Here is a 13,084-nt window from a genome sequence, read left to right as displayed (position 1 = left end):
AGTTGTTATTTAGGATTGAAAATGGATAATTGTAATTTTTCATTCATTATTAATTATCCATTTTCAATTAATATCAATATTTTTCGTAAAAACGTTTGATTCTCGAAGTTACTTGGTCATAAATAGGCTTAGTAAATTCGATGAATAATTGTTGTGGTGGTGGAGGGAGTTGTTCGCGATTTCTCGTCATATTCAATTCCGCAGTTGTCAATGCCCTTTCATCGCCATTAAAACTTGCCCACTCGTTCACCCAAGTATATTCGCCAGGAATTTCTTCACGAGAAAGCACTTTATTTGTTTGAAAATCATATATTTCCATTGAAAGTATTCCTCTTGATCTAACGGCTTTGCGTGATTTTGTAATCTGAGCATTGACTTTACCATAAACAGGTACTTTTTTGCCATTAATATTGGCTTCACCAGTTTTTACACTATCTCTGCTTGTAACAGTTTGACGGTCAGTTTGAATATTTGTTTCTCCTACCACAAAATCAATAAATTCAAGTCTTACCACTTGGTCGGGTTTAAGTTTTACAGTTTTAGCTTCTTCTGGAGAGTAAAAGCGAATAAATTTATTCATTCTTCTGTTGGTACGTAAAAACTCATCCACTTTTCCTTGAAAATATTCATTACTATATTGATAAAGACGGGAGTTAATTTTTGGTTGTTCAAGCACTACATGATAAGAACCCATATTAAGAGCATCTTCCATTCGCTCATTGACATCTTTATAATTAGGAGCAAAAATCGAAATTTGCTCAAAGTGATCAAAGGCCATTCGTGCAGTTTCTCTTGATGGTCTGCCTTTCATCAAATCTATGCCTAAAGCATATCTTTCAGAAGCGGCATTTTCACGAGCATTTGCTGCTTCTTTGAAATAGGATTGGGGACTAACCAATCTTCTGCAAGCTGTACATCTATCAATTGCCTCCTGCATATTATTGAGCTTTGTATAATAGTCTAAAACAGCTTCCCATCTAAACTGCTGATTGGCGTTTTGACTACGCTCGATGTCTCGCAAAAATTCATTTTGAGCATTTTTATAAGCAATAGGTAAAACTTCAGATGCTTTACTATTGTCAGAATCTTTTCTTAATTTTTCAACTGCTTGATTGACTGCTTCATAATAATTACCTTTTTCAAGTGCTTTTGTGCCACTTTTTGAGCAAGAAACTGTAAAAAAGATAAAACCAATTACTAAAAACTTTAATGTTGTTTTCATGAAGAATTTTTGTTTCGTGTACTTATTTGATGTATAGAGATTGCGTCGCAATATAACAGTTTTTGATTGTTTTTTTATTCTACTTACCTTATGCTTAACAAATTATTAAGATTTACTCAAAAAAAAATGTGATACACAACTTATGAGTATCACATTTTTTTTGTTTTTAGGTATATACAAATTACTCTTCACTTTTCTCAGTCCATTTTCCCCAACGATTTTTCATTTTTGCACGGAAATGTTCCTTTTCTTCGGGTGACATTTTTTCCATGCGTTCGGCCATTCTTTGTTTCCAAAAGTGATGTCCACCACCACCATAACCTCCGCAATGTCCACGACCTCGGAAACCTCCAAAAAGAATTTTAGATAAAACCAATAAGCCTAATGCTTGTACCCACGTAATCGTAGTGAGTCCGAAAATACTTGGAATTAACCAATTCCAAAGACTCATCACGGCAAATCCGCCAATGAAAATAAATGCTGCCACGATGGCAAAACCCTTTAAAAACCAAAACTTTTTCATGTATTTCTTAATTTATTTGATGATTGAATTAGTTTTTCTAACTAACTTGTAATCAATCAGTTGTTCATTTAATCTCTTATTTTTTTTCAGAAGGAGTCATTCTCCATTCTTTGCATTGTTCATTTTTCATGTTGTGATGAAAACCATGATGTCGGCCATGCCAACCTCCAAAACCTCCGAAGAGTAGTTTACTTAAAATTAATAAACCCAAAGCATGCTTAAACTTGATCGTTGGCAATTTGAAAACGATTGGAGCTAACCAATTCCATAAATACATTACTGCCAAACTCATTCCAACTCCTGCTACGACTGCGATAGCAATGCCGCCTAAAATCCATATTGTTGTCATTTTTTTAATATTTATATTGTTAAAAACGAATATGTTTATTCAAATAAATCTTCGTACAGATACCGTAATTTGTCTCGCAAAAACAGAATGGCTTGTCTTTTTTCAGCAATTAAGACATTTACTTTTGCCCCAGTGATTTCTGAAATTTCTTTGAAAGATTTGTCTTCCAGTTCGTGCAATTCAAAAACCAATCTTTGGTGGGTTGGTAATTCTTCCAAAGCTTCCGAAAGGGCCTCCAAGATGGTTTCTTGCATCATTGGATCTTGGCTTGAGCTATCAGGCAAAATATCAAAAAGTGATAAACCTTCATCATCATTTATACTCGCCGTAATTTCTTCCAGTGCGTCCACTTTTTTTCGGCGGTAAAAATCATTGATTTTATTGCGAGCTACTGTAAACATCCAAGCTACCGTTTGGTCGATTGGCTTTGTCAATCTGTACATTTCTACCAACTCATAAAACACTTCTTGTAGCACATCTTCAGCATCGGGCAAAGAAGGCATCCGCTGACGGATAAATCCTAAAAGTCGATTTCTTTCACCGCTGATGGTTTCTTGAATATGTTTATTTTGCTCGATAGTGTTCATTAATTGAAAAACATTTGCTATTTGATTTGAAGACGATTTGAGATGTTTTTTATTGATATTTAGTGAAGAAAGGAATAAATTATGGATAAGTGGTAAATTTTAAAAACAAAAAAGCCATTAGAAATAATAGCTAATGGCTTTGAATTATTTAGTTAAAAAAATAAATATGGTACACCTACAAAAGTTCAATGGTGTGCCACATTTGGGCTTCTGAGAGTTCGTCGCTCTAAAAATAGTACAATAAGAATTATTTGATGGTAAATTATTATTCAATCAATTTCAATTATAAAATAAATGTGTCACACCTCCTTTGCAGTCGATTAAAGGTGTATCACATTTATTATCCAAATAAATTACTTGATAAATACCTATCGCCTCGGTCGCAACAGATGAAAACGATTACACCAGATTCTAATTCTTGTGCTAATCGAATGGCTGCTGATGCTGCTCCACCCGAACTCATTCCTGCGAAAATACCTTCTACTTTTGCCAATTTTTGTGCCATTTCTGTCGCTTCTGCTTCGGCAATATCCATTACTCTATCCACTCGACTTGGGTCGAATATTCTTGGTAAATATTCCGTTGGCCATCTTCTAATGCCAGGAATTGAAGAACCTTCCGTTGGCTGACAACCTACAATTTGTATCGCTGGATTTACTTCTTTTAAATACATCGAAGTACCCATAATTGTACCAGTTGTTCCCATTGAACTCACAAAATGAGTTACTTTTTGTTCGGTATCTCGCCAAATCTCTGGACCAGTTGTTTTGTAATGAGCTAAATAATTATCAGGATTAGCAAATTGGTCAAGCATGAAATATTCATCTTTTGCTGCTTGTTCTTCTGCATAATCTCGACATTTTTCAATATTTTCGAGTAAAATAACTTTTGCACCAAAAGCTTCCATTGTCAGTGTCCGTTCACGAGTCGAATTGGATGGCATGATTAATTCAATCTCCAAGTCGAATAATCTCGCAATCATGGCTAAAGCAATACCAGTATTGCCGCTTGTTGCTTCAATGAGTTTCATGCCTTTTTTTATATCGCCACGCTCAACGGCACTGCGAATCATATTTAATGCTGGGCGGTCTTTTACACTTCCCGCAGGATTATTCCCTTCGAGTTTACCGTAAATTTTTACATTTGGATTAGGGTTAAGTTTTTGTAACTCAACCAAGGGCGTATTGCCAACAAGGTCAATGATTGATGCCATTTTTAATGAATAATTGATAATGGGTTATTCCATTACACGTTCTACAACTTTGATTTCTGGTTTGTGATAAACGGTTGAGTAGGAGGGGACTGAGCGGGTAAGCCAAACATTTCCGCCAATAATTGAATGTTCTCCAATGGTTGTTTTTCCACCTAAAATTGTTGCTCCAGAATAAATCACAACATTGTTTTCAACCGTCGGATGTCGTTTTGTATTGGCCATTGTTTTTTCTACGCTTAATGCACCTAAAGTGACTCCTTGATACAATTTCACATGTTTACCAATGATACAAGATTCGCCAATAACGATTCCAGTGCCATGGTCTATGAAAAAGTATTCATCAATTTTAGCACCGGGGTGAATATCAATGCCAGTTTTTGAGTGAGCGTATTCAGTCAGGATTCTTGGTAAGAGTGGAATACCCAAATCATACAATTCATGGGCAAGTCTGTAAAATGTAATGGCAAAGAAACCAGGGTAAGCTCTGATGACTTCAAATTCACTTTTAGCAGCAGGGTCACCTTCAATAATGGCTTGAATATCGGTTTTTAGAATTCGATAAACCTCAGGAATTCGTTCAATAAATTCATTGGCTTTCCATTCAGGATTACAGCCTTTGCATTGATAGGTTGAAATTAAAATATTTCTTAAATCCAATTCAAGGTTTTTAAACTGAATTTCAATTTCTTCTTCCGAACGAAAGTATTCTTTTGTTTGCTCAGGAAATAACAAACGAATAATTCGTAAAGCCCAAGTTGCAATTTCCTTGGTAGGTGGAACAGGTTCGGCTTGTTGATGTTTATCAAAAATATGCTGGAAAAAGTCCTTATTCATAAATGCTTCTTTTGATTTCTAAATGATAACACCCAAAATTATACCACCGTTCAGTGGAGAGAGAAAAATAATTATTTAAGTTAATTTTGTGTCAATAAGTAGTATAATTTTCCAAATTGTATAATTTTACAATTTGGAAAATTGTGTTACAAAATGATGCTTACACTGAATGTACCAGTTGCGGTCATTCTTCTGCTTACACTACCAACAGCTGCTCCTTCAAAATTGAATTTTCCTTCGACTATTTTATTGTCAGTAAACTTTGTAATTTCTAATAAACCAGTATTTGGAACATAGTATGTCCCATCGTTTAGAAAAGTGAAAAAACCAGTTGAACCTTTCAAATCATAGGTTTTCCCAACTTTAATATCAGATTTATTTAAGATTAATGTAAAACCGTTTTTATCTTTTAAGGCTTCAACTGTTACAACACCTAAAACTGTAACGGCTGTGGGTGTGCCTAAAGTCACTGTTGTGCCATTGGCGGTAATGCTTGCAGAGCCAGCCGGAGTAAGATCTTCTTTAATTTTTTTTAAACACGAAGTGGCTAAAACTGAAACTAAGAGCAAAATAAGGACTTTTGTGGTGTTTTTCATTGGTTAGTATATTGATATTTTAAAAAAATGTAAAAGCACGATAAAACTTTCACAACCCAATTACGCTGAAATATGATATTTATTATATTTAGATTCAAATTTGAGTAGAATGTTATTGATAATAGTTTTTTTTGATTAAAATTACTCAAATTTTTAAATACACTATTTTAATTTTCAAAACACCCTTTAGGGAAGACATTTATTCTAATGGAAAATAATACTTCTCGCCGAAACGCTATGAAAAAAATTGTAGGAGGAGCAGCAGCAATCGCTCTCACTGGAGCAATTGCTTCACGTATTAATGCAGCCGATGATGAAATGGGAACTGCACTCAAAGGCCGTATCAATCATTCTGTTTGTCGTTGGTGCTATAATTCAATTGATTTGGATGAACTTTGTAAAGCTGCTCGAAACATTGGTATTCAATCAATAGAATTATTGACAGTTGAGGAATTTAATACCGTAAAAAAGCACGACCTCACTTGTGCTATGGTGTCTGGTATTGGTAAAGATTGGGGAATAACGAAGGGTTGGAATAAAAAAGAAAACCACGATGGCTTAGAAGAATGGTACAAATATTTGATTGATGAAACATCAAAAGCAGGATTTAAAAACTTGATCTGTTTCTCAGGGAATCGTGAAAAAAACTTGGATGATGAAGATGGCTTAAAGACTTGTGCCAAAGGTCTAAAAAAAATCATGAGTTATGCCGAAAAGAAAAAAGTTAATATTGTAATGGAATTACTCAATAGTCGAGTTGATCATCCAGACTATATGTGTGACCACACAGATTGGGGAGTAGAATTATGTAAAAAGATAGATTCTGATAATTTTAAGTTGCTTTATGACATCTACCACATGCAAATCATGGAAGGAGACATCATTAGCCGTATTCGTGAAAATCATAAATACATCGCTCATTATCATACAGGAGGCGTACCTGGCCGCCATGAGATTGATGAAACCCAAGAAATTTATTATCCAGCAATCATGAATGCAATTGCTGAAACAGGTTATAAAGGTTTTGTTGCCCAAGAATTTATTCCTGCTCGTGCCGACAAATTGGCTTCGCTGAAACAAGGGGTGAATATTTGTGATATTTAATCTTGATAAAGTGAAAGTCTTTTAACTTACAAAATCAAAAAAGTTTAAGTAATTTATTTGAATGGAAAGTAATAGAACAAATGTAATTTATGCAGAAATTACAAAAGATGACTTTGATTCGTGGTTAAATATGGCCAAATTATTATGGCAAGATTCTGAAATTGATGAGTTAAAAGAAGAATTGAATACAATTTTGTATTCAACTACTGAAAAAGCCTTTATTGCAAAAAATAGTAATCATGAACCAATTGGTTTTGCCAATATTTCTATAAGAGTTGATTATGTTGAAGGGGCTGAAAAATCACCTACGGGATATTTGGAAGGAATTTTTGTTAATAAAAGATATAGGAGGCAAGGAATTGCTCAAGGTTTATTAAAGATTGGAGAGGCATGGTTGAGACAGAATAATTGTACACAAATTGGCTCTGATACTTGGCTTACAAATATTGAATCTCAAAAATTTCATACAAGTATTGGTTTTAGAGAAGAAGAAAGGTTAGTCCATTTCTTAAAAAATATATAATTTTCATAAGGAAGAAGATCTCTTTAATAAAAAACGCAACTTAACAAAAGTTGCGTTTTCAATTCAATACATTAAATCAAGTTTAAAAATACCTTTTCAATTGTATCAATTGTTCTGGAATAGGTTGATTATTCCAATGCTCATTAATCACCAAGGCTGCACCTAAAGCTGAGGCTTGAGCGATTTCTGAAGCAAAAACTTGCTTATTGAAATAAGTTTCGGCAAGCAAACTCATGTAGATTTCATTTTTAGAAAAACCACCATCTACAAATATCTTTTTAGGATTTGTACGACCCATCACCAAGCTCAATGATGCAACTTGTTGAGCAACCAAATCAAGCATGAATTGATGGTATGCTTCTTCATAAGTCTTAAATAAATTGATATTACGCTCCACAAATGGGCAGTCTTTCAATAAACCTACATCAGCGGTATCGGGGGTAGCTTGTTTGAATTTATTACGTAGCAACCAAACCAAATCGTGGTCGAATTTCACTTGTTTGTAGTAATCGACCTCTTTTTCAAAATATTCTGCTAAATGTTTTGTTTGTCTTTCATGTTCATTTCCTGCAAAAAGTCGTGATGCTTTTACGGGTTTTCCTTCATAATTGAGAAAACATAAGCAATCTTTTTCTAATTCAGCGGCTGTCAATGGTTCATCATTGAATGGATTGAGGCTAATGGCCCATGTGCCTGTTGAAAGTAAAATAAATTTTTCGTCGAATGATTTTAAATAGGGTACTAAGGCTGCCGAACTATCGTGCATACCAATACCCATTGCTATATTATTATCTGTTAAACCAATGGTATTAGATGCAAGTGGTTTTTGTTGAACCGAATGTAAATGCTCGGCCTCAACCCAAGCATGATAATCGTTTTTCTGAAAGTCCCATAACAACGTATGACAACCTACACTTGTTCTTTCAGAAACAGGATTATTGGTGAAAATAAAACTACAATATTGAGGTAAATGCAAAGAATAACGTATCTGATGAAAAATTTCAGGCTTAACATATTTCAACCAATATAATTGTAGTCCTGAGTTGAGCATACCTAATTCAGGCGAAGCCGTTGCTGTAAAAACATCATTCCCATGATTTTCAACAAACTGCTGGCGAAGAGCTTTAGGGAAGTCTTTTAGATAATTATAAAGTGGTGTAAGGGGTTTTCCTTCGGCATTTAATTGAACAAAACTTGCTCCATAAGCTGAAATGTTTAATCCAACTACCTCAAAGTCTGTGTTTTGCAAAATATTTTCAAAACTACTTTTTAACCAATTATTGAGTCGAATCAAATCATCACAAGGGAAGCCATCATCATCTAATGTTTCTTCAAACTTGGTTTGTTCTTCTTTAATTATTTGATAGTTTTGGTCAAAAACAAGTAGTTTTTTGTTGGTTTTACCAATATCGAAAACAGCACAGACACGTAGTTTTTCTTTCATCTTTCTAAATTGTAGCTTGCTTGAGTTTTACATTCGACTTCTTATGAAAGTTTCAACAGGAGTAATTTCATAAGAAGCCTATTATTATCGTAACCCAAAGTTAAGGCTTAAAAGTTTTACAATCTAAAATTTCTCAAACTATAAGTAAAAGTAATCATGTAATAGCGTCCTAAAACTTGATTACGGGCATCTTCGATGTACGCAGTATTGATGTTTCGACTGATGCTATTGTTTTGCTTCAATAAATCAAAGACATTTAAACGTAACTCACCCGCTTGTTTTTTCAAGAATTTGTAGCCGAAGCCTGCATTCCAAAGTGTGAAGTTTTGATTAAAACCACTACCTAAACCAGAATAAGCTTGATTGACTGCTTCTGACTGAAACAAAAAGCCTTTGCCAAATAGCCAATTTACTTTTACAGAAGTAGTTTGGAAAATATAATTACTGTTGAGTGTTGTTTGAGCGGTGTTTCGTACAATATTATAGGTAGGAGAGTAAGAAATAGTAAAATCTAATTTTTCGCTCATATTGCTACTCAATACCATTCCGCCATTGATGCCATAATTATTTGTAAAACTTTTGACGTTGTTTATCAAATTTGGATTTTTAGCATAACTTACCCCAGCATTAAAATTTAAATTCGATTTTAACTTCGATACAGGAAGGCCGTAGCTAATAAAAGTACGAATATTCATCATCCCATCAAGATTAATCGGTTTGGTCAATTGAGATCCTCTAAAAAGTGTAATGCCTGGAGCCAATGTATAATCTTTGTCGGCAATGAAAGTCGATTGAACAATGGCATTATTTGAATAAGCCAAATTAAGAAAAGCATTAAAGCTTTGAGCTGTTTTGGCATTTGTAGCTCCATAACGAAGCGAAACTGAGTGACTATAATCTTGCTTTAAATCAGGATTTCCAGTTGAAAGTTGTGTTGGATTACTATTATTAATTACACCTTGTAACTGATTTACTGAAGGAGCATTGGTATTGGTTCTATAAAAAAGTCGTAGGTTAGCTTTATTTTCAAAGCGATAATTGAACATCGCATTTGGCAAAATGCTATTAAATGAATATTTTACATTTTGTGCTGTTGGATATGTTTGTTCGCTTGCTAATAGTGCATTTTGATAAGTAAGTCCTACTGTCAAAAATGATTGTTTGTCACGAATACGGTAGCTGACGCCCGTCCGATTGGTCAAATAATCATTGTTAAAAACGCTACTGAGTGAAGGTTTGAGAAGAGAATATGTTTGTATTTTTTCATCGAAAGCATTTACTTTTTTATCTGAATTACTCAAATTATAGGAGATATTATGGTCAAACTGTACTTGACCTGTTTTTCCAACAGGTTCGGTATAGGTAAGTCCAGCAGAAATTCGATTGCTATTGGTTATGGAATTGGTTTGTTGATTTACAATTTGAATCGTATCTCTTGGAGAAAAATAATGACTTTTTGAAAATTGTGTACTCAAACCAGTACGGTCGCTTATGTTTTCGCCGATATTGAAAGAAAATGTGCGGCCGTTTTTAGCAAAACGATGTCTAAAAAGTAATTCTCCAGAGAAATTAAAGCCATTATTTTCAGAAGAATTATTGGTGCGATTAGTGTTCAACAATTGACTGCCTAAGTTAGTCTGACTGATGAGAGAAGAGATAGCGTTATTGCCCTGCCAACTGATTCGAGGTGTGAAAACAATTGAATTATCCTTGTCAATCGTATATTCCAGTCTTACATTGGCACGATGATTTAGGTTTTTATTACTTGTTGCACTGGTGTCATTATAAGTTTGCGGTAATGTGCCGAGGTAGTCACGTTGTGTGATTCCAGTGTTTCCATTATTAGCAGCATTAAAAAAATAGCTACTACTGATTTTTACTTTTTTTCCTAAATTATCACTATAATTCATACCAATAGAAGTGGTTTTAGCTATTCCAGGCTGTTGACCAACCATAAAATTACTGGCATCACCACCACCACCTTGGCCACCGCCGCCACCGCCTCTTGGAGTTCCGCCGCCACCACCTGCACCACGATTTCCACCTGCGGCTGCACCGCCACCACCGCCGCCAAAGCCACCGCCACCAGAAGAGCCGAGTACGCCCAAAATATCTTGGTTAGAAAAATTTTGTTGGTTAATATTGTTGGATAAACCAATGATAGTCAATCGTTTAGCTTTTTTGAAAAAGTTAACACTCACACCTGACTGATAACGTTCATTTTCGCCATATCCACCATAAATTTTCCCAAATTGTCCATTGTTTTTATTTTGACGAGTGGTGATATTAATGGTTTTTACTGAATTTCCATCATCAAAACCAGTAAATTGTGACTGCTCACTTAGACGGTCAAAAACCTGTACTTTATCAATCACTTCTGCAGGTAGATTTTTGAGTGCTAACGCAGCGTCATCGCCAAAGAACTCTTGTCCATCAACCGTTACTTTTTTAACTTCTTCGCCTTGGGCTTTAACTACGCCATTTTCAATTGTTACACCTGGCATTTTCTTAACTAAATCTTCTGCCGTAGCATCTGGATTTGTTTTGAAAGCATCTGCATTGTATTGAACTGTATCGCCTTTTTGTTCAACTCTTATCTGTTTTTCTCTGACAGTTACCTCCCCTAATTGATTATCATTTTCAGAAAGCTTCAGAATGCCTAAGTTTTTAGCTGTATTTCCAACTAAAACTCTTGTTTCGAGATTGCCATACCCAATTGATGTTACACGCAGACGATAATTTCCTGATTTAACATTTAATAAGGTGAATTTTCCGTCGGCATTTGCCAAAACTCCTTTTCGTTGTGTACTATCACGTGCATTTATTAATAGGATACTTGCCCCCGAAACGGCAACATTACTTTTTGCGTCTTGAACCACGCCCGAAACTTCAACTGTTTGGGCATTTGCATTGATTGTTACAGCAAAGAATATAATTGTTTGTAGAAATAGTTTTTTCATTCGTAAGTAAATTATTGGGTGTAATTGACCTTAGACTTACTAAATCTATTCATAGTTTAGTCGTATTTAAGGAATTAACGACCAATTAGATACTTGTGTAGATGAATATCAGTTTCTTAATCGTCAATAGATTGATAAATTAATCTTGTAAATATAGCTTCCGATCCGCCATCTGGAGCAGCTTGGGTTTGTTTCATCAAAACCATGATCATTTTTTCTTTTGGGTCGGCCCAATAATTAGTATTGAAATAACCGCCCCAGCTAAATCTTCCAATGCTTCCCAATCCTTTAGCATTGCCATATTGATTAACCACACTGAATCCTAAACTAAAATAAGCATCTCCTTTTGGTCCACCAAAAAGTTCACCTGTTTGATTGGTGGCTGTTAATAAATCAACCGTTGTACGACTTAAAAAACGCTTTCCATTCATTGCACCACCATTCAGCAACATTTGTAAAAAAGTAGCGTAATCCTTTGCAGTTGATGATAGACCAGCACCACCCGAAAAGAATGTTTTTGCACCCGAAATTGGATAATTTGGGTCATAGAAAGTGACAGGATAACGTACCCATTTTTGAATACTATCAGGTTTTTGGACATAAACTAAGCGGTCTTTTTTTGCATCAGGCAAATAGAAGTAAGTATCATTCATGGCCAAAGGCTCGAATAAGCGAGTGCGTAGAAACTCGTCAAAAGGCATTCCAGAAATAATTTCAATAAAATATCCCAATACATCAAGTCCTTCAGAATAAGAATATTTTTCGCCAGGATGAAAATGCAGGGGTAATTTTGCTAATTTTTTGATGTTTTCACCAATTTTTACATTTTGGGTCGTGTATAAATCAGTTATTCCAGCTTTTTTGTAAATGGCTTTGAAATTATCATCGCCGTCAATAACCCCATAACCTAAACCAGAAGTGTGTGTCAATAATTGACGAATAGTTATTTCTGATTTAGCAGGTTCGGTTGTATATGTTGTATCCGAAAATCTAAAAGATTTTAGTACTCTCGGGTTTTTGAATTCAGGAATAAACTTAGAAATGGGGTCATCTAAGGAAAATTTACCTTCTTCATAAAGCATCATGACAGCCGTTGAAGTGATGGCCTTTGACATGGAAGCAATGCGAAAAATATCATCTGTTTTCATTAATTTTTTGGTTTGAAAATCAGCATAGCCAAAGGCTTTGTGATAAACAATTTGGCCATTTTTAACAAAAAGTGCTACCATTCCAGGTAATTTATCTTGCTTAATGAGATCGTTTAGGGCAATATCAATGCGTTTTAGTCTTTCAGAAGAAATTCCGACAGCTTCAGGAGAACTGGCTACTGAAAGAGATTTAGCTGTTACTGATGAAGTTAAAATAGTTTGAGCTTCACTATTAACAATTATTAAGGAAGCGACTAACAATAGAAGAAAGTTTTTCATAGGGGGTAGAATAGAATTTTTTCTGCAATGATACAAAATAATAATATCTTTATAGAGCGTAATCAAATAAAAAGAATCAATTTTAATACAGACTCAAAGATTACTGCATTCAGAAAAATGTATATCTTTTATGAGGAAAGATAACTATTAATAGATCATTTTTGCAATTGTAAATGAACCGTTCAATAAATTTTTAATCTATTAAATAACCTACAAACTTTTATTTGCTAAGTTTAATCTAAAATGTAGTGAAAGTATACTATTAAATCAATCAATTTTTTTAAGATGAAAAAAATATGCTC

General features: G+C 34.4%; 12 protein-coding genes. 2 read left to right on the top strand and 10 right to left on the bottom strand.

What is annotated here, in order from left to right; genetic code table 11:
* Positions 1-73 precede the first annotated feature (73 nt).
* The 7 genes from ACQUQZ_RS15065 to ACQUQZ_RS15035 form a co-directional block, all read right to left on the bottom strand.
* Positions 74-1,222, bottom strand: a complete 1,149-nt coding sequence (locus ACQUQZ_RS15065) for a hypothetical protein (RefSeq protein WP_435355848.1) — start codon at positions 1,220-1,222, stop codon at positions 74-76.
* Between the two features lie 181 nt (positions 1,223-1,403).
* Positions 1,404-1,745: a hypothetical protein gene (locus tag ACQUQZ_RS15060; protein ID WP_435355847.1), complete on the bottom strand. Its 342-nt coding sequence runs from the start codon at positions 1,743-1,745 to the stop codon at positions 1,404-1,406.
* Between the two features lie 76 nt (positions 1,746-1,821).
* A complete protein-coding gene (locus ACQUQZ_RS15055; RefSeq protein ID WP_435355846.1) occupies positions 1,822-2,094 on the bottom strand; it encodes a hypothetical protein in 273 nt (90 codons plus the stop codon).
* A 35-nt stretch (positions 2,095-2,129) separates the two neighbouring features.
* Positions 2,130-2,681 carry an RNA polymerase sigma factor gene (locus ACQUQZ_RS15050; protein WP_435355845.1) on the bottom strand — a complete coding sequence of 184 codons (552 nt, stop codon included), beginning with the start codon at positions 2,679-2,681 and terminating at the stop codon, positions 2,130-2,132.
* A 340-nt stretch (positions 2,682-3,021) separates the two neighbouring features.
* On the bottom strand, positions 3,022-3,894 hold the full coding sequence (gene cysM, locus ACQUQZ_RS15045) for a cysteine synthase CysM (RefSeq protein WP_435355844.1): 873 nt from the start codon (positions 3,892-3,894) through the stop codon (positions 3,022-3,024).
* A 24-nt stretch (positions 3,895-3,918) separates the two neighbouring features.
* Positions 3,919-4,728, bottom strand: coding sequence for a serine O-acetyltransferase EpsC (epsC, locus tag ACQUQZ_RS15040; protein ID WP_435355843.1), 810 nt, complete (start codon positions 4,726-4,728; stop codon positions 3,919-3,921).
* 146 nt (positions 4,729-4,874) lie between these two features.
* Entirely contained in the window at positions 4,875-5,324 is a 450-nt protein-coding gene (locus tag ACQUQZ_RS15035) for a hypothetical protein (protein WP_435355842.1), read from the bottom strand.
* A 207-nt stretch (positions 5,325-5,531) separates the two neighbouring features.
* Here ACQUQZ_RS15035 and ACQUQZ_RS15030 point away from each other — a divergent pair, with 207 nt between their 5' ends.
* Together ACQUQZ_RS15030 and aac(6') are read left to right on the top strand one after the other, a co-directional pair.
* Positions 5,532-6,428, top strand: coding sequence for a hydroxypyruvate isomerase family protein (locus ACQUQZ_RS15030; RefSeq protein ID WP_435355841.1), 897 nt, complete (start codon positions 5,532-5,534; stop codon positions 6,426-6,428).
* Between the two features lie 61 nt (positions 6,429-6,489).
* The gene (gene aac(6'), locus ACQUQZ_RS15025; RefSeq protein ID WP_435355840.1) at positions 6,490-6,951 is read left to right on the top strand and encodes an aminoglycoside 6'-N-acetyltransferase; all 462 of its coding nucleotides are present in this window, start codon (positions 6,490-6,492) and stop codon (positions 6,949-6,951) included.
* 82 nt (positions 6,952-7,033) lie between these two features.
* Here aac(6') and ACQUQZ_RS15020 read toward each other — a convergent pair whose 3' ends face one another.
* From ACQUQZ_RS15020 to ACQUQZ_RS15010, 3 genes are all read right to left on the bottom strand, one after another.
* Positions 7,034-8,395, bottom strand: a complete 1,362-nt coding sequence (locus ACQUQZ_RS15020) for an FGGY-family carbohydrate kinase (RefSeq protein ID WP_435355839.1) — start codon at positions 8,393-8,395, stop codon at positions 7,034-7,036.
* 116 nt (positions 8,396-8,511) lie between these two features.
* The gene (locus ACQUQZ_RS15015; RefSeq protein ID WP_435355838.1) at positions 8,512-11,355 is read right to left on the bottom strand and encodes a TonB-dependent receptor; all 2,844 of its coding nucleotides are present in this window, start codon (positions 11,353-11,355) and stop codon (positions 8,512-8,514) included.
* Between the two features lie 116 nt (positions 11,356-11,471).
* Positions 11,472-12,782, bottom strand: coding sequence for a serine hydrolase domain-containing protein (locus ACQUQZ_RS15010; protein WP_435355837.1), 1,311 nt, complete (start codon positions 12,780-12,782; stop codon positions 11,472-11,474).
* Positions 12,783-13,084 lie beyond the last annotated feature (302 nt).

This window comes from Emticicia sp. SJ17W-69 (assembly GCF_051209875.1).
GTDB lineage: Bacteria > Bacteroidota > Bacteroidia > Cytophagales > Spirosomataceae > Emticicia.
Note: the sequence above shows the minus strand (reverse complement) of the source record. Positions and strands in the feature narration are given on the sequence as shown.